At 66.6% G+C, this 16,622-nt stretch carries 15 protein-coding genes; 6 read left to right on the forward strand and 9 right to left on the reverse strand.

The features are described from left to right. Nucleotides 1-195 precede the first annotated feature (195 nt). A complete protein-coding gene (locus tag KW835_RS06055) occupies nucleotides 196-1,233 on the reverse strand; it encodes an HPP family protein (RefSeq protein WP_370633593.1) in 1,038 nt (345 codons plus the stop codon). A gap of 674 nt (nucleotides 1,234-1,907) precedes the next feature. On the opposite strand from KW835_RS06055, the gene KW835_RS06060 reads away from it, so the two are divergent. The 6 genes from KW835_RS06060 (at nucleotide 1,908) to asd (ending at nucleotide 7,561) form a co-directional block, all read left to right on the forward strand. Further along, complete coding sequence (locus KW835_RS06060; RefSeq protein ID WP_218381405.1) at nucleotides 1,908-3,095, forward strand: ABC transporter substrate-binding protein; 1,188 nt, start codon at nucleotides 1,908-1,910, stop codon at nucleotides 3,093-3,095. Nucleotides 3,096-3,219: 124 nt separating this feature from the next. Continuing rightward, entirely contained in the window at nucleotides 3,220-4,083 is an 864-nt protein-coding gene (locus tag KW835_RS06065; RefSeq protein WP_218381407.1) for a branched-chain amino acid ABC transporter permease, read from the forward strand. A gap of 82 nt (nucleotides 4,084-4,165) precedes the next feature. After that, the gene (locus KW835_RS06070) at nucleotides 4,166-5,164 is read left to right on the forward strand and encodes a branched-chain amino acid ABC transporter permease (RefSeq protein ID WP_218381408.1); all 999 of its coding nucleotides are present in this window, start codon (nucleotides 4,166-4,168) and stop codon (nucleotides 5,162-5,164) included. Next, nucleotides 5,157-5,930 carry an ABC transporter ATP-binding protein gene (locus tag KW835_RS06075; protein WP_218381409.1) on the forward strand — a complete coding sequence of 258 codons (774 nt, stop codon included), beginning with the start codon at nucleotides 5,157-5,159 and terminating at the stop codon, nucleotides 5,928-5,930. The genes KW835_RS06070 and KW835_RS06075 overlap by 8 nt, the downstream gene beginning before the upstream one ends. Before the next feature lies 1 nt (nucleotide 5,931). Beyond that, nucleotides 5,932-6,645: an ABC transporter ATP-binding protein gene (locus tag KW835_RS06080; protein WP_218381410.1), complete on the forward strand. Its 714-nt coding sequence runs from the start codon at nucleotides 5,932-5,934 to the stop codon at nucleotides 6,643-6,645. A gap of 64 nt (nucleotides 6,646-6,709) precedes the next feature. Next, nucleotides 6,710-7,561, forward strand: a complete 852-nt coding sequence (gene asd / locus KW835_RS06085) for an archaetidylserine decarboxylase (protein ID WP_218381411.1) — start codon at nucleotides 6,710-6,712, stop codon at nucleotides 7,559-7,561. Between the two features lie 64 nt (nucleotides 7,562-7,625). On the opposite strand, the gene KW835_RS06090 is transcribed toward asd, so the two are convergent. From KW835_RS06090 to hutH, 8 genes are all read right to left on the reverse strand, one after another. Beyond that, nucleotides 7,626-7,829, reverse strand: a complete 204-nt coding sequence (locus tag KW835_RS06090) for a hypothetical protein (protein WP_218381412.1) — start codon at nucleotides 7,827-7,829, stop codon at nucleotides 7,626-7,628. A 126-nt stretch (nucleotides 7,830-7,955) separates the two neighbouring features. Next, nucleotides 7,956-8,771, reverse strand: coding sequence for an N-formylglutamate deformylase (gene hutG, locus KW835_RS06095; RefSeq protein WP_218381413.1), 816 nt, complete (start codon nucleotides 8,769-8,771; stop codon nucleotides 7,956-7,958). A gap of 37 nt (nucleotides 8,772-8,808) precedes the next feature. Continuing rightward, on the reverse strand, nucleotides 8,809-10,209 hold the full coding sequence (locus KW835_RS06100; RefSeq protein ID WP_218381414.1) for a formimidoylglutamate deiminase: 1,401 nt from the start codon (nucleotides 10,207-10,209) through the stop codon (nucleotides 8,809-8,811). Next, nucleotides 10,206-11,474 (reverse strand): imidazolonepropionase, encoded by a 1,269-nt coding sequence (gene hutI / locus KW835_RS06105; protein WP_218381415.1) that lies wholly within the window; start codon nucleotides 11,472-11,474, stop codon nucleotides 10,206-10,208. The genes KW835_RS06100 and hutI overlap by 4 nt, the downstream gene beginning before the upstream one ends. A gap of 98 nt (nucleotides 11,475-11,572) precedes the next feature. Beyond that, nucleotides 11,573-12,181, reverse strand: a complete 609-nt coding sequence (locus KW835_RS06110) for a HutD family protein (protein WP_218381417.1) — start codon at nucleotides 12,179-12,181, stop codon at nucleotides 11,573-11,575. A 20-nt stretch (nucleotides 12,182-12,201) separates the two neighbouring features. Beyond that, nucleotides 12,202-13,083, reverse strand: coding sequence for a phytanoyl-CoA dioxygenase family protein (locus tag KW835_RS06115; protein ID WP_218381418.1), 882 nt, complete (start codon nucleotides 13,081-13,083; stop codon nucleotides 12,202-12,204). A 54-nt stretch (nucleotides 13,084-13,137) separates the two neighbouring features. Further along, the gene (hutU, locus tag KW835_RS06120; RefSeq protein WP_218381419.1) at nucleotides 13,138-14,862 is read right to left on the reverse strand and encodes a urocanate hydratase; all 1,725 of its coding nucleotides are present in this window, start codon (nucleotides 14,860-14,862) and stop codon (nucleotides 13,138-13,140) included. 39 nt (nucleotides 14,863-14,901) lie between these two features. Next, the gene (gene hutH, locus KW835_RS06125; RefSeq protein WP_218381420.1) at nucleotides 14,902-16,440 is read right to left on the reverse strand and encodes a histidine ammonia-lyase; all 1,539 of its coding nucleotides are present in this window, start codon (nucleotides 16,438-16,440) and stop codon (nucleotides 14,902-14,904) included. Nucleotides 16,441-16,622 lie beyond the last annotated feature (182 nt).

The raw sequence follows: 16,622 nt of genomic DNA on the forward strand, positions 1-16,622 counted from the left end.
CGGCGCCTGGCACTTGTGCATCCACCATGGCAGCTACGCGTGGCCGGTTGTACTCGGCACACGGGGCATTGCGGGCGGTGGGAGTCGCTGCACCCAGGGCGCAGATACGGGCAGAAAGCCGCGGGAGACGGCGTCGATGGACAGGCAAAGCGCTGTGCAAAGCCTGTCAATTGTACCGCGTATACCCAGTTTTGCCTATGTGGGTGCCGTGGGCGAGCCCTCGCCCGGCGGCGGAGCGGACTGGCGCACGGCACCGGGTCCGCCACCCTCCTCCTCGTCGCGCCCTTGCACCACAACAGCCAGGGTCCGCACCAGATCTGTCTGCGTGATCACGCCGACCAGGCACTGCTGGTGGTCGACGATGGGAATGTGGTGATGGCCGCCATGTGAAAAAAGCGGTACCAGGTCCATCGCGTGCTGGTCCACGCGGGCGACCTGCACCGGATGCGACATGATCTCCCCGACAGTGCCCGGCTGGCCGCCCCGCCCCATCACCAGCGCCCGCAGGCGCTGGCCCAGTCCCTCGTGGACGTCCAGATTGGCCAGCCGCATGAAATCCGCCACCGTGACGATTCCCGCCACCCTGCGCCGGCCATCGACAACGGGCAGCGCCTTGATCTTCTGCGCACGCATCAAGGCCCATGCCTGCTTGAGCGAAACACCGGCCTCCACTGCAAAAGGCGGGCGGGACATGATGTCCGCACAGCGCACCTCGCCCAGCGTCCGCTGAAATGCCGCGCGCCCGGCAAGGTACAGCAGGCCCTCCAGATCGGCCCGGCTCACGTCCAGCACCTGGTTGTAGTGGGCCAGCGCCGCATCCACGTCGGACGCGGCAAAGGCGCTTTTGTCCGACGCAGTCCGCGCGGGCGACTGCTGGGGGTGCGGATAGCTGCGCCCCGTGAGGCTGTTGTAGACCACGCCCGCCAGCAGCAGCACCAGCACATTGAAGAGAACCGGAAATGCCGCAAGATGCAGCCCATCGCTGGCCGTAAGCACCACATACAACGCCATGGAACCGCCGGGCGGGTGCAGGCAGCGCAGCGGCACCATGAGTGCGATGGCCAGGCCAACGGCAAGCGCTCCGGCGAGCGCGGGGTCTGGCACAAGGGCCGCACATACGGCCCCGACCAACGCGGACAAGGTGCTGCCACCCAGTACCGGCCATGGCTGGGCCAGCGGGCTCGACGGCATGCCGAACACCAGCACTGCACTGGCCCCCAGCGCCCCCAGCATCCAGGGCCCATGGGCATGGCCACCGCCCACCCACCAGCGGCTGAGCATGGCAGTGAGGAAGATGCCGAGCATGGCCCCGACGATGAATCTCAACCGCTCCTTGCCGTTGATCCCCAACGGCGCCGGCCAGAAGCGGCGTATCCAGCGCACGATCCTCACCCGAGCAGGCAGGACGGGAACCACGGCGCGTTGCGCCGGCAAAGGGGATGAATCGGACTCCGTGGCGGAAGAAGGGGCAAGGGGCGGCTGCGGCGGTGCTGACATAAAGGGCGAAGCTTGCTCACGAGCATGGGGGCCGCCCTGGGCGGCGCGTGGTCGCTTGCCATGCTGAATGAATGCATGCCATTCTGACGCCTACCTGAATCGCACGCACCGTCCGCGAGCAAACCCGGCGATAGCACCAGGGACACCAGCGGTCAGGACTATGCTCGAAAGTACTTACCTTCCAGGCGCGGGTGCATGAAACATCGGCAATAACATGCTCTATACTGCATGCGTCAAAGGAAATTTGCAGTTTAGTTCAATACCTCCCGCCTGCCCGCCCCGCAAAGAAAAGGTGCCTTGGAATTGCGGATCGCACCCGCATGCCGTGCCCGATACGGGAAAGCCATAGGTTCTTACCTCGGGGGCTTGGGGTTAAATTACTTTAAGCCTAAACAAAGGAGACACGCCCCATGACCTCTCGCCGACTCATCCTCAGCCGCAGCGCAGCCCTCGTGGGCGCGGCATCCACCGGCCTTTTGCTGCCCTCCATCGTGCGGGCGCAAAGCGGCAAGGTGCGGGTCGGCTTCATGCTGCCCTACACCGGCACATTTGCCCAACTGGGCGTGGCCATCGAGAACGGCGTGCGCCTGGCCATCGACCAGCAAGGCGGCAAGCTGGGCGGCCGCGAGATCGAGTGGTTCAAGGTGGACGACGAGTCCGAGCCCAGCAAGGGCGTGGAAAACGCCAGCAAGCTGGTGCAGCGCGACAAGGTGGATGTTCTGATCGGTACCGTGCACTCCGGCGTGCAGATGGGCATCCAGAAAGTGGCACGCGACACCGGCGTGCTCAACCTGATTCCCAACGCGGGCGTGCATGCCGCCACGCGCGCTCTGTGCGCGCCCAACGTGTTCCGCACCTCGTTCAGCAATTCGCAGCCAACGCTCGCACTGGGCAAGGCCATGGTCGAGAAGGGCCACAAGAAGGCCGTGTGGATCACCTGGAAGTACGCGGCCGGCGACGAAGCCTTCGAAGGCTTCAAGCAAAGCTACACCGCTGCGGGCGGCACCATTGTCAAGGAACTGGGCCTGCCCTTCCCCAACGTCGAATTTCAGGCGCTGCTGACCGAAATCGCCGCGCTCAAGCCCGATGCCGTGGCCTGCTTCTTCGCGGGCGGCGGCGCGGCCAAGTTCATCCGCGACTATGCGGCTGCGGGTCTCAAGGACAAGATCCCGCTGTACGGCTCGGGCTTCCTGACCGAAGGGGTGCTCGATGCGGCCGGCCCCGCCGCCGACGGCATCATCACCACCATGCACTACAGCGACTCGCTGGACACGCCGCGCAACAAGCAGTTCCGCCTGGAGTACGCCAAGGCCTTCCGCAGCCAGCCCGATGTGTACGCCGTGCAGGGCTACGACACCGGCCTTCTGCTGGTTCAGGGCGCCAATGCGGTCAAGGGCGACCTGTCTGCCAAGCCGGCCGTCATCAAGGCCATGGAGAGCGCCACCATCGACAGCCCACGCGGCAAGTGGACGATGAGCAAGTCTCACAATCCCGTGCAGGACATCTACCTGCGCCGCGTCGAGAACAAGGAAAACAAGGTGATCGGCGTGGCCGCCAAGGCCCTGGCCGACAGCGGCGCCGGTTGCAGGATGGGCTGAGCTACCCCTCTGCCCGCTGCGCACCAAGCCCTGCGCTCCCACCCGCCCGGCCACCATGCCGGGTGCCCTGCTGCCGGCTTCGCGCCGTGCGGCCTGATCTTCTGCACCCCCTCAACGGCATCCGATGGACTTCGCAACCTTCCTGATCCAGTTGCTCAACAGCGTGCAGTACGGCCTGCTGCTGTTCATGCTGGCGGCCGGGCTCACTCTGATCTTCGGGATCATGGGCGTGGTCAACCTGGCGCACGGCAGCTTCTACATGCTGGGGGCGTACCTGGGGTATTCGCTGTCAGGGCTCTTCGGCAGCCTGGCCCTCGCGATCATCGGCGGTGCGCTGCTCGCCGTGGCGTTCGGCCTGGCGCTGGAGTGGCTGCTGTTTCGCCACTTCTACCACCGCGACCACCTCGACCAGGTGTTGCTGACGTTCGGCCTCATCTACATCTTCGAAGAGCTGCGCTCCATCCTGTGGGGCGACGACGTTCACGGCGTGGCCATACCGTCAATGCTGGACTGGTCCATTCCGCTCACGGACACCCTCTCCTACCCCGTGTATCGCCTCTTCATCTCGGGCGTCTGCATCGTGCTCGCACTGGGCCTGTACCTCTTGATCTCCAAGACCCGGCTGGGCATGAAGATCCGCGCGGGCGCATTCAACCGTGACATGGCCGAGTCGCTGGGCGTGAACATCAAGCTCATCCATGCCATCGTGTTGGCACTCGGCGTCGGTCTGGCCGCCGTCGCCGGCATGGTGGCCGCACCGGTCTCCAGCGTCTACCCCAACATGGGCTCGTCGGTGCTCATCATGTGTTTCGTGGTGGTGGTGATCGGTGGCATCGGCTCGGTGCGCGGCGCGCTCATCTCGGCGCTGCTGGTGGGCTTTGTCGATACCTTTGGCAAGGTGCTCCTGCCGCAGGTGGCCGGGATGCTGGTCTACATGCTGATGGCGGCGGTGCTGCTGTGGAAACCTGAAGGCCTCTTTAAGCAATGATTACCCCCACGCTCATCACTTCGTGCATCTCCCTGCCCCTCAAGGGGGCCTTCGCTGCCTTGGGGCGGCCCGGCGGCAGCTCATGAGCACCCCCCGCGCCAATATCGAAGTGCTGCCGCGCAGCGTGCAGTTTGCCCTTGCGCTGGGGCTGGCGGCACTGCTGATGTTCCCCGTGGTCGGCAGCGACTTCTACGTGCAGATGGTCACGCGCATGATGATCATGGCCATCTTTGCGATGAGCCTGGATCTGCTGCAGGGCGTGACTGGCCTCGTGTCGCTCGGCCACGCCGCCTACTTTGGCGTGGCGGGCTATGCGCTGGCCTTCCTCACACCGGCGGACGCGCCCGTGAGTCTGTGGTGGACGCTGCCGCTGGCGGTGGCGGGCGCCGCGCTGGCGGCCCTGGTCATCGGCTTCTTCGTGGTACGCACCCACGGCATCTACTTCATCATGGTCACCATGGCGTTCGCGCAGATGGTGTTCTACCTGTTCTTCGACAACAAGGTGCTGGGCGGCTCGGACGGGCTGTACATCAACTTCCGGCCCGATGCCTCCCTTTTTGGCTGGCTGCCGTTCGACCTCGAAGGCCGCAAGACCTTCTATTACTTCACGCTGGCGCTGGTGGTCATCGTCTATGTGCTGCTGCGCCGCCTGCTCTGGAGCCCGCTGGGCCGGGCGCTCGCGGGCATCCGCATCAACGAGCACCGCATGCGCGCCATGGGTTTTGGCACGCAGGGCTACAAGCTCACGGCGTTCACCGTGGCGGGCGCGCTGGCAGGCCTGGCAGGGTACCTGTGGGGTGCCCAGACCGGCTACGTCAATCCCGAGCTGATGGGTTTTCACATGAGCGCCCACGCCATCATGATGGTCATCCTGGGGGGCATGGGTAACTTCGCGGGGGCCATCGTCGGCGCGTTTGCCTTCGAGGTCCTGCTGCATGTGTTCAAGGACATCACCAAACACTGGCAGCTGCTGATGGGCGGCTTCATCGTGCTGGTGGTGGTGGCCGCGCCGCGCGGGCTGCTGGGCATGCTGGGACAGCGCCGGAGCGGCAAGGCACAGGAGGACTCTCACCATGGCTGACGCCCTGCTTTCTGCCCGCCAGCTCACCAAGCGCTTTGGCGGCCTGGCGGCCGTCAATGGCGTCTCTGTGGACCTCTGGCGCGGCCAGATCCACGCCGTGATCGGCCCCAACGGCGCAGGCAAGTCCACGCTGACCAACCTGCTCTCGGGCGACCTGCCCCCTACCGAAGGCACCGTGCTGCTCGGTGGCGCCGACGTGACGGGCTGGGCTCCCGAGCGCATCTCGCGCCAGGGCCTGGGCCGCAGCTACCAAAAGACCAACATCTTCCTGCCGCTCACAGTGCATGAAAACGTGCGCCTGGCCGCCCAATCGCGCGATGCGCAGCAGCCCTGGAACCCGCTGCGCTGGTGGCAGGACACGCGCGCCAGTACTATAAAAAACAGAGCTACCAACGCCCGTCTGGAGGGCGCTATCGAGCTGTCAGGCCTCAAAGACAGGCGCACTGCGATTGCCGGAGCCATGAGCCATGGAGAGCAGCGCCAGCTGGAGATCGCCATGACCCTGGCCACCGAGCCCCGGGTGCTGCTGCTCGACGAGCCACTGGCAGGCATGGGCGTAGCCGAGGCCGAACGCATGGTGGAGTTGCTGCAGCGCCTCAAGCCCGCGCACGCCATCATGCTGGTGGAGCACGACATGGATGCCGTGTTCGCACTGGCCGACCGCCTCACAGTGATGGTCAACGGCGAGGTGATTGCGCATGGCACACCGCCCGAGGTGCGTGCCGATGCCACCGTGCAGTCGGCCTACCTCGGGGAGGACCACTGAGATGACCACTCCATGGATTGATGCCAAAGGCATCCACACCTTCTACGGCAGCAGCCACATCCTGCACGGCATTGACTTCACCGTGGGCCAGGGCGAGACCATTGGCCTCATGGGCCGCAACGGCATGGGTAAAAGCACCCTGCTCAAATCGCTGATGGGCCTGGTGAAACCCCGCTCAGGCAGCGTGACCGTGGCGGGCCGCGACATGACGGGCAAACCGCCCTACGAGGTGGCCCGGCTGGGCATTGCCTACGTGCCAGAGGGCCGGGGCATCTTCGGCAACCTGAGCGTGGTGGAAAACCTGCAGATGGCCGCCCGCCCGGGCACGCGCGGCCAGCGCGACTGGACCTACGAGCGCGTGCTGGAGACCTTCCCCCGCCTGAAAGAGCGCCTCGGTCATGGCGGCCAGCAGCTCAGCGGCGGCGAGCAGCAGATGCTGACCATCGGCCGCGCGCTCATGACCAATCCCGACGTGCTCATCCTCGACGAAGCCACGGAAGGCCTGGCGCCGCTGATCGCACGCGAGATCTGGCGCATCTGCAGCCTCATCAAGGACAGCGGCATCAGCAGCGTGATCGTGGACAAGAACTGGAAACACGTCACACAGATCACCGACCGCAACATCATCCTGGTCAAGGGCCAGGTCGTTTTCGAAGGCAGCTCGGATGCGCTGCACGCGCAGCCCACTCTGCTGGACCAGTACCTCGGGGTTTGACCGTGCGTGCGATGCACGCCCGCGCCGATAGAATCATCCGCTTTCGTCTTCGAGGGGTTCGCCCGTGTCCGATCGCCTGGCAGTTCTGCCGCAATACCTCCTGCCCAAGCAGGCACTGACCACCCTGGCCGGCAGGTTCGCATCGGCCCGGCTGGGAGGCCTGACCACCTCGGTGATCCGCTGGTTTGTGGGACGCTACAACGTGAACATGGGCGAAGCGGCCAACCCCGACATCACGAGCTACGCCAGCTTCAACGACTTCTTCACGCGGGCACTGAAAGACGGTGCGCGCCCGCTCGCCGATGCCGACCTGATCTGCCCCGTGGACGGCGCCATCAGCCAGTTCGGCCCCATTGCCAAGGACCAGGTCTTCCAGGCCAAGGGCCATTCGTATTCCACCACTGCGCTGGTGGGCGGCGATGCCGCACTGGGTGCTCGCTTCGAGAACGGCCACTTCGCCACGCTGTACCTGAGCCCGCGCGACTATCACCGCATCCACATGCCCTGCGCGGGTGAGCTGACGCGCATGATCCATGTGCCCGGCGATCTGTTCTCCGTCAACCCCACCACCGCGCGCGGCGTGCCCGGTCTGTTCGCTCGCAATGAACGTGTGGTCTGCGTGTTCGAGTCGGCGCACGGCCCGTTCGTTCTGGTGCTGGTGGGCGCCACCATCGTGGGCAGCATGGCCACCGCGTGGCACGGCCAGGTGAATCCGCCGCGCCCCGGCACCCTGCGCCAGTGGGACTACGCTGCGGGCCAGGTCAGCCTGCAAAAGGGCGAGGAGATGGGTCGGTTTTTGCTGGGCTCCACGGTAGTGATGCTGTTTCCCCAGGGGCCACTGCAGTTCAACCCGCAATGGGCGCCTGCCAGGCCCATTCAACTGGGCGAGGCCATGGCGCAGCGGGTGCAGGCCTGACCAGCCCAGCACTGATTTATTGTCCTCGGCACCGCAAGGCTGCACCATGGTGCAGCAAGGGCCTTCACTCCGGAACGCGGCCCAGATGGAACACGCTGGGCTGAAGTCGAAGGGTGTCCGGATGCACCGGGGCCTCGTGACCTACCAGGTGCACCATCAGCCCACCGCGGCGCACCAGCACGTGGCTCACCGTCTCGCGGGTGTGCCCTACGTGGACGACCGCACCGGGTTTGAACAGGGGCATGTAGTAATAGGCCGCGGATTCCATCAGGATGCGGCTCCTTCCGCAAGGGTGGCCAGGTGGCGCACCACGCGGGCCGTGGAGGACCGCTCGGCCCATACTAGCACCGATCGTTGGCGGCGCGACCTGGCAGACAGGTAAAGATGGCCCGGCTCAGCGACGGTCCTGGCGACGCGCAAACGCCAAGGCGGCCTGCAGCATGCGCTGCAGGTGCGGCTGCACACCGGCGGCCACCTCGGGCAGGTAGTCGAACGGCAGTGCCTCCTGCATGTAGCTGCACTGCGTCATCTCCAACTGCACCGCGTGGATGTTCTGCGCGGGCTGGCCGTAGTGGCGCGTGATGTGCCCGCCCTTGAAGCGGCCATTGAGCACGCCGGTGTAGCCGGGCGCAGACTGGGCGATGGCCAGCAGCGACTGCGCCAGCGCCGGGTCGCAGCTGGCTCCATCGGCCGTGCCCAGGTTCAGGTCGGGCAGCTTGCCCTCAAAAAAACGCGGCAACACCGAACGGATGGAATGCGCATCCCACAGCACCGCCACGCCATGCTGCGCGCGGATGCGGTCCAGCTCGGCACGCAGTTGCGCGTGGTAAGGCGCCCAGACGGCGTCGCGGCGCGCGGCCACCTCGGCGTCATCGGGCACATCGCCCTGCGCATAGATGGGCGTGTCGTCGAAGGTGTCCACGGGGCACAGGCCGGTGACGCTCTGGCCGGGGTACAGACTGGCGCCATCCGGAGGACGGTTCAGATCGACCACATACCGTGAATGGGTCGCCACCAGGATGGAGGCGCCCATATCTTTGGCAAACGCATACAGCCGCTCCATGTGCCAGTCGGTGTCGGGCACCTGGCGGGCCTCGTCGGTGAAGCGCGCTGCCAGCGCGGGCGGCACGTAGGTGCCCGCATGGGGCATGGAGACCAGCAAGGGCACGGTACCCTGGTGGAAGTTGAAGGGTGGGGGCGTCGTGGTCATGAGGGGGCACGTGGTTGGAGTGGAAGAACCCGGGGTTTCAGCCCGCCGCGATGGTGGTGGAGCGCGCCGCCACAAAGGCCAGCGCGGCCGCGTCGTGCAGGGCATGGCGGCCTTGCGCCACGCGCTGCACACCCGCCACCCACAGACTGTCGATGGCCGAGGTGCGGTGGCTGCCGAACACATGGGATGACAACATGCTGGGGGCGGGCAGGCCCGCCAGCGCCACATGCTGCGCATCCAGCGCGACCATGTCGGCCTGCTGGCCCACTGCAAGGCCTGCCGGACCCGCAGGGCCACCGACCGTTCGGCCAGACGCTTGCGCCCCGCCCTGCACCGCCTGCAGCATCATGGCAGTGGCCACGTCGGTCTGGCTGCGGCTGGCCAGCACGTTGCGCTGGCGCAGCGACAGGCGCTGGCCGTATTCGAGCATCAGCAGCTCCTCGGCCGCATTCACGCAGGCGTGGCTGTCCGAGCCCACGCCCCAGCGCCCGCCGTGCTGCAGCCACAGCGGCATGTCGAAGATGCCGTCACCCAGGTTGGCCTCCGTGGTGGGGCAGATGCCTGCCACCGCGCCCGTGCGCGCTGCGTCCTGGTACTCCAGCGGCGTCATGTGCGTGGCATGCACCAGGCACCAGCGCTCATCCACCGGCGCATGGTCGAGCAGCCACTGCACGGGGCGCTGGCCGCTCCAGGCGATGCAGTCCTCCACCTCCTGTGTCTGCTCGGCAATGTGGATGTGGATGGGGGCCTGCGCGCTCAGTGCCGTGAGGCCTTGCACGGCGGCGGCCAGGCTGTCGGGCGGCACGGCGCGCAGCGAATGCGGGGCCAGGCCCACAATGCCACCCAGCGCCTGTGCGGCGGGCGCAATGCGCTCCAACAAGGAGAGCATGTTGTCGGTGCTGCGAATGAAGCGCGCCTGGTCGGCGCGCGGCGGCTTGGCACCAAAACCGCTGGTCTGGTACAGCACCGGCAGCAGCGTGATGCCAATGCCTGCATTTCCTGCCGCGCGCAGCAGCGCCAGCGAGAGCGTGGCGTCGTCGGCATACGGCGTGCCATCCTGGTCGTGGTGCACGTAGTGGAACTCGCACACGCTGGTGTAGCCCGCCTCCAGCATCTCCACATACAGCCAGGTGGCGATGGCCTCCAGCGATTCGGGCGTAATGCGTGCGGCAAAGCGGTACATCAGGTTGCGCCAGCTCCAGAAGCTGTCCTGGCTTTCAGCGCGGTACTCGGTCAGGCCCGCAAACGCGCGCTGAAAGGCGTGCGAGTGCAGGTTGGGCATGCCGGGGATCACCGGGCCCGGCGCAATGGCTGCGCCCTCAGGCCGCTGCGCACCGGGCGTGACGGCGGTAATGCGCCCTGTCCCGTCCCAGGCGATGAGCACGTCGCGCGCCCAGCCGGTGGGCAGCAGCGCGTTGGCAGCAAAAATCTGGCTCATGCCTGGCCTCCATGAATGCGCCCCTGCCGAACGATGGTGCAAGCTGGCTTGTGGCCAAACCAGTAGGCCAGCTCGGCCGCCTCACCCACGGGCCACAGCACGAAGTTGGCGGGTCGGCCGGACGCGATGAGGCCATGGGAGTCTTGCAGGCCCAGCGCGCGCGCGGCATGGGTGGTGATGCCCGCCAGCGCCTCGGGCACCGTCAGGCGGAACAGCGTGCACGCCATGTTGGCCATGAGCAGCAGGCTCAGCGCCGGCGAAGTGCCGGGGTTGTGGTCGGTGGACACCGCCATGGCCACGCCCGCTTCACGCAGTTGCGCGATGGGCGGCAGGTGCGTGTCGCGCAGCGTGTAGTAGGCGCCGGGCAGCAGCACGGCCACGGTACCTGCGGCTTTCATCGCAGCAATGCCATCCGCAGACAGGTGTTCGATGTGGTCGCACGACAGCGCGCCATACCGTGCTGCCAGGGCCGATCCACCCATGTCAGACAGCTGCTCGGCGTGCAGCTTGACGGGGATGCCGCTCTTGCGTGCGGCCCGGAACACCTGCTCCGTTTGGGCCAGCGTGAAGGCGATGCGTTCGCAGAACACATCGACGGCATCCACCAGGCCTTCGGCCGCGAGCGCAGGCAGCATCTCGTTGCAGACCAAGTCGGTGTAGTCCTGGCTGCGGCCTGCGTACTCCGGCGGCAGCGCATGCGCGCCGAGGAAGGTGGTACGCACCGTGACGCCGAAGGCTTCGCCCAGGCGGCGGGCCACGCGCAGTTGCTTGCGCTCATGTTCCAGTGCCAGGCCATAGCCGGACTTGATCTCGATGGCGCACACGCCTTCTGCGAGCAAGGCTTGCAGGCGCGGCGCGGCCTGGGCAAAGAGCTCGTCTTCCGACGCAACGCGCGTGGCCTTCACCGACGACACAATGCCCCCACCCGCCTGGGCTACTTCTTCATAGGTGGCACCGGCCAGGCGCATGGCGAACTCGTTGGCACGCTGGCCGCCGTAGACCAGATGTGTGTGGCAATCCACCAGCCCGGGCGTGGCAAGCGCGCCCCGCGCATCGTGGCGCGGCAATGCCTGGTAAGCGGCGGGCAACTGCGCCTCGGGGCCTACCCAGGCCATCTGGCCTTGCTGCACTACCACGCAGGCGTGCTGGCCCTCCGGCACGGGCACATCGGCCACCCACAGGCCGGGCGCGGGTTTCAGGTTTTGCCACACGCCGTCGGCGTTCTGGCTGGCGGCCGACCCGCTCGGGTGGCCGTGGTTGTCCATGTGTTGCATCTGCCTGCCCACCCACGGGCTCCGTGTTGAATGCTATACAAATAATAGCTACCAGCGCTTATCCATCAAGCGTTAGCGGCCATTCTTATTCAATTTTTGGGGGCTGCGGCGCGCTGCAAGGCAATCCAGACCAGCGCGGGCGCGCTGGCGGCGGCATCCACAGGCTCCAGCCGACCCGGCGTTGCACCGCCCTCGCCCGCCCACCAAAAGCCTTGCCCTGCGGCCAGTGCGTGCGGCCCGGCGCCTGGCACCACCCAATGCCAATCGCCCTTCAGCACCAGGCACAGGCCTGCGGGCGTGGCGCCGGGCGACTGCGCACCGCCCACCACCTGAAGCGGCCCGTGCCAAAGGCCCCGCCGCAGCATGAGATTGAAGTCCCTGGACGCGCCGCCCAGCATGGCGCCGTCCACCGCGTCATCGCCCGAGAACGCGAACGGCTGCCAGCGCTGCTCCAGGCGATGCTCCCAGCCAGGGCTGCGCAATTGCAGGCCATCTCCAGAGAGCAGCATGATCTGCCGGTCAATGGCCGGGAAGACCGAGAACGGACCAGGCCGGTCCACCGTGGCCAGGCTCACGCGCCACTCAAAGCTGTTCATGTCCGCGCCGGGGGGCCAGCAGGCCAGCTCCTGCGTGCTGCCGCCGCCGTTTTTCCAGGGCATGCTGGGCGTGGTGGCCAGGTCAAAAAAATGCATCGCCATCGTTGTTGTCGTCGTGTCCATCAGGATGTTGCGGTGGCCTGCCCGGCACCCGAAACCAGCAGCGGGAACAGCGGGTGGTCCATCTCGGCCCCGGCGGGCAGCTCGTCGGCCAGGCCGGGAAACTCGGGCGAGGTCTTCCACGGCCGGGGCGCATGGCGCGTGTCGTCGCCCAGAAAGCGCACCGAAAACACGCGGCGGCGGCGGGTGCCCTCCACCCCACCCGCCGCATGCAGCGTGAGCATGTGGAAACACACCACGTCGCCGGGCTCGATCTCCCAGCCCACGATGGGGAAGGCATCGCGGTCGGCCTCGACGTTGGGCAGGTCCTGCAGGCTGCCTTCGGGGAACCACTTGGCCTGGTTGTCCATGAACGTGCGCGGCATGAGCCACGGCCCCTTGTGCGAACCGGCCACAAACTCCAGCGTCGCAGCGCGAGATACCGGATCGACCGGAATCCACATGCTGACGTTCTGCATGCCGTCGATGTTGTAGTAGGGCTGGTCCTGGTGCCAGGGCGTGCGCTGGCGCGTGCCCGGCTCCTTGACCAGCACATGGTCGTGGTACAGCCGCACGGTGCGCGACTGCATCAGGCGCTGCGCGGCCAGGGCCAGCGGTGTATCGCGCACAAAGCGGCTGAACTGCGGGATGTCCCGCCAGTTGCAGAAGTCCTCGAAGAACCGGCCCGGGTCATCCGGACGGCTGGCCACCTTGGCGCGCGGGCTGGGCGCGGCGAGGTTGGCGTCGATGCCATCGCGCAGCAGCGCGACCTCATCGGGCGAGAGCAGTTGCCTGATGCAGATGGCACCGTCGCGGGCGAAGTCTGCCACCTGCTGGTCGCTCAGCCGCTCACGCAGGCGCGCTTGCCATGGCTGCTGCAAATCCCCAGACGAAACATCGGACATGGCACCTCACCTCCAGATCAAATTGACACACAGATCCCGCAAGTATCGGCGGGCTTACTTGATCATCGGCAGCTTCAGGCCCTGCTTCTTGGCTGTTTCCACGGCCAGTTCGTAGCCCGCGTCGGCATGGCGCATCACGCCGCTGCCGCAGTCATTCACCAGCACGCGCGCCAGGCGCTCGGCTGCTGCGTCCGTGCCATCGGCCACGATGACCATGCCCGAGTGCTGCGAGTAGCCCATGCCCACGCCGCCGCCATGGTGCAGGCTGACCCAGGTGGCGCCACCTGCGGTGTTGAGCAGCGCATTGAGCAGCGGCCAGTCGCTCACGGCGTCGGTGCCGTCCTTCATGGCTTCGGTCTCGCGGTTGGGGCTGGACACGCTGCCGGTGTCCAGGTGGTCGCGGCCAATGACGATGGGCGCCTTCAGCTCGCCGTTTTTCACCATCTCGTTGAAGGCCAGGCCCGCGATGTGGCGCTCGCCCAGGCCCAGCCAGCAGATGCGTGCGGGCAGCCCCTGGAAGGCGATGCGCTCGCCCGCCATGTCGAGCCAGCGGTGCACGTGTTTGTTCTCGGGGAAAAGCTCCTTGATCTTGGCGTCGGTCTTGCGGATGTCTTCCGGGTCGCCCGAGAGCGCCACCCAGCGGAACGGGCCCTTGCCTTCGCAGAACAGCGGGCGGATGTAGGCCGGCACAAAGCCCGGGAAGTCGAACGCGTTCTTCACACCTTCGTCGAACGCCACCTGGCGGATGTTGTTGCCATAGTCCACGGTGGGTATGCCCATGGCCTGGAAGTCGAGCATGGCCTGCACGTGCACGGCACAGGACTTGGCGGCTGCCTTCTTCAGCACGTCGTGCTGGGTCACATCCTGCTGGGCGGCACGCCACTGCGCCACCGTCCAGCCGGCGGGCAGGTAGCCGTTGACGAGGTCGTGGGCCGAGGTCTGGTCGGTGACCAAATCGGGCTTGAGGCCACCGGCCTTGGCACGCCTGACGAGTTCCGGCAAGACCTCGGCCGCATTGCCCAACAAGGCGATGGAGATGGCCTCCTTGGCGGCCGTGTGCTGCTCGATGAGTTCGATCGCGTGATCAATGTCGCGCGCCTGCTTGTCCACGTAACGTGTGCGCAGGCGGAAGTCGATGCTGCTTTGCTGGCATTCGATGTTGAGCGACACCGCACCCGCAAACGTGGCGGCCAGCGGCTGCGCGCCCCCCATGCCGCCCAGGCCGGCCGTGAGAATCCATTTGCCCGCCAGCGAGCCGCCGTAGTGCTGGCGGCCGGCTTCGGCAAAGGTCTCGTAGGTGCCCTGCACGATGCCTTGCGTGCCGATGTAGATCCAGCTGCCCGCCGTCATCTGGCCATACATGAACAGGCCCTTCTGGTCCAGCTCGCTGAAGTGTTCCCAGTTGGCCCACTTGGGCACCAGGTTGGAGTTGGCCAGCAGCACGCGCGGTGCGTTGGCGTGGGTCTTGAACACGCCCACGGGCTTGCCGGACTGGATGAGTAGCGACTCGTCCTCGTTCAGGTCCTTGAGCGAAGCAAGGATCTGGTCAAAACACTCCCAGTTGCGCGCAGCGCGGCCAATGCCGCCGTACACCACCAGGTCCTGCGGGCGCTCGGCCACTTCGGGGTCGAGGTTGTTCTGAAGCATGCGGTAGGCGGCCTCGGTGAGCCAGCTCTTGCAGGTGAGCTGGCTGCCGCGCGGCGCGCGGATCACGCGGCTGGCGTCGTGGCGGGGGTCGGTGTTGGAGGCGGCGGCAATGATGGCGTCGTTGGCGTTCATGGTGGGCTCCTGTGAATCAGTGGGTGTGCGTGGAAAAAATCAGGCAAAGCTGGGCAGGCATTGCGTGAGCGCTGCGGGCCAGGTGGCCTGCTGGGCCCAGGCGCGCATGGCTTCGATGTCGGGGGCGAGGTAGCGGTCCTGCTCCAGGTAGGCCACGCGCTCGCGGATGGCGGCGAATTGCTCCTCCACCAAAGGTGAAGACTTGAGACTGCGGTCGAACTCCATGCCCTGCGCGGCTGCCATGGCCTCGATGCCGACCATCACTGCCGCATTGCGCACCATGTCACCCAGGCGGCGCGCGCCGTAGGTGGCCATGGAAACATGGTCTTCCTGGTTGGCCGATGTCGGCAGGCTGGTCACGCTGCTGGGGTTGGCCAGGCACTGGTTTTCAGCGGCCAGCGCTGCGGCAGTGACCTGGGCGATCATGAAACCCGAATTCACGCCGCTGTCGCGGATCAGGAACGCGGGCAGGCCCGAGAGGCCGGGGTCCAGCAGCAGCGACAGGCGGCGCTCGGAAATCGCGCCGATCTCGGCAACTGCGAGCGCGATGATGTCGGCCACAAAGGCCACGGGCTCGGCGTGGAAGTTGCCGCCGGAGATCACGTCGCCGTTGTCGAAGACCAAGGGGTTATCGGACGCCGCATTCGCCTCGATGGTGAGCACACGGGCAGCGTGGTGCAGGTTGTCCAGGCATGCGCCCATCACCTGCGGAACGCAGCGGATGGAGTATGGGTCTTGCACACGACCGCAGTTCGGGTGCGAGGGGTCGATGGCGCTGCCGTCGAGCAGCGCGCGCACGGCGGCGGCCACGGCGATCTGCCCGGCCTGGCCACGTGCTTCGTGGATGCGCGCGTCAAAGGGCTTGACCGAGCCCTTGATGGCTTCAAGCGAAAGGCAGCCCGCCACCAGCGCGGCCGCGAACACGCTCTCGGCGCCAAACAAACCGGCCAGTGCGAGCGCGGTGGACACCTGTGTGCCGTTGAGCAGCGCCAGCCCTTCCTTGGGGCCCAGCACAAAGGGCTGCAGGCCGATGGAACGCATGGCCTCGGCACCGGGCACCACCTTGCCATCTACCTTGGCCTGCCCTTCCCCAATCAGCACGCAGGCCATGTGCGCCAGCGGCGCCAGGTCGCCCGATGCACCCACAGAGCCCTTGGCCGGGATCACCGGCAGCACATTGGCATTGGCCAGGGCCAGCAATGCATCCACCAGCTCGGGCCGCACGCCCGAATGGCCACGCGACAGGCTCACGGCCTTGGTGGCCAGGATGAGGCGCACCACGTCGTCGGGCAGCGGATCGCCCGTGCCCACGCTGTGCGACAGCACCAGGTTGCGCTGCAGCTCGGCCAGGCGGTCGTGCGCGATCTTGGTGCTGGCCAGCTTGCCAAAGCCGGTGTTGATGCCATAGACCACCTGGTCTTCATCGACGATGCGCTGCACCGTGGCCAGGGATTTGTGCAAACCTGCGCGTGCCGACGCATCGAGCACCAGTTGCACAGGGCCCGCGTGGATGCGGCGCAGCTCGGCCAGCGTGACGCGGCCGGGGTGCAGAGTGATGGGTGATGTGTTCTGTGTCATGGCGTTGATCCTGTATATACAAGTAGGTACAAGCGAAAAATAAGCAGCGTTAATTTGTTCTTCAAATCCTGTCAGCCAATCCCGCAACGGGTGAAACTGCCACGGCACCCGCGAGAGACGCCGAGCAAGAGCCGCCCCGCAGCGAGGGCGTCGTCCCCCTTGAGGGGGAAGGCGCGAAGCGA

The organism is Acidovorax sp. sic0104 (assembly GCF_019219095.1).
Lineage (GTDB): Bacteria > Pseudomonadota > Gammaproteobacteria > Burkholderiales > Burkholderiaceae_C > Acidovorax.

What these genes read in the sequence shown, in the direction of transcription:
- KW835_RS06055 (WP_370633593.1), bottom strand. Translation starts at nt 1,233, where the DNA reads ATGCTGGGGGCGCTGGGGGCCAGTGCAGTGCTGGTGTTCGGCATGCCG.
- KW835_RS06060 (WP_218381405.1), top strand. Translation starts at nt 1,908, where the DNA reads ATGACCTCTCGCCGACTCATCCTCAGCCGCAGCGCAGCCCTCGTGGGC.
- KW835_RS06065 (WP_218381407.1), top strand. Translation starts at nt 3,220, where the DNA reads ATGGACTTCGCAACCTTCCTGATCCAGTTGCTCAACAGCGTGCAGTAC.
- KW835_RS06070 (WP_218381408.1), top strand. Translation starts at nt 4,166, where the DNA reads ATGAGCACCCCCCGCGCCAATATCGAAGTGCTGCCGCGCAGCGTGCAG.
- KW835_RS06075 (WP_218381409.1), top strand. Translation starts at nt 5,157, where the DNA reads ATGGCTGACGCCCTGCTTTCTGCCCGCCAGCTCACCAAGCGCTTTGGC.
- KW835_RS06080 (WP_218381410.1), top strand. Translation starts at nt 5,932, where the DNA reads ATGACCACTCCATGGATTGATGCCAAAGGCATCCACACCTTCTACGGC.
- KW835_RS06090 (WP_218381412.1), bottom strand. Translation starts at nt 7,829, where the DNA reads ATGGAATCCGCGGCCTATTACTACATGCCCCTGTTCAAACCCGGTGCG.
- hutG (WP_218381413.1), bottom strand. Translation starts at nt 8,771, where the DNA reads ATGACCACGACGCCCCCACCCTTCAACTTCCACCAGGGTACCGTGCCC.
- KW835_RS06100 (WP_218381414.1), bottom strand. Translation starts at nt 10,209, where the DNA reads ATGAGCCAGATTTTTGCTGCCAACGCGCTGCTGCCCACCGGCTGGGCG.
- hutI (WP_218381415.1), bottom strand. Translation starts at nt 11,474, where the DNA reads ATGGACAACCACGGCCACCCGAGCGGGTCGGCCGCCAGCCAGAACGCC.
- KW835_RS06110 (WP_218381417.1), bottom strand. Translation starts at nt 12,181, where the DNA reads ATGGCGATGCATTTTTTTGACCTGGCCACCACGCCCAGCATGCCCTGG.
- KW835_RS06115 (WP_218381418.1), bottom strand. Translation starts at nt 13,083, where the DNA reads ATGTCCGATGTTTCGTCTGGGGATTTGCAGCAGCCATGGCAAGCGCGC.
- hutU (WP_218381419.1), bottom strand. Translation starts at nt 14,862, where the DNA reads ATGAACGCCAACGACGCCATCATTGCCGCCGCCTCCAACACCGACCCC.
- hutH (WP_218381420.1), bottom strand. Translation starts at nt 16,440, where the DNA reads ATGACACAGAACACATCACCCATCACTCTGCACCCCGGCCGCGTCACG.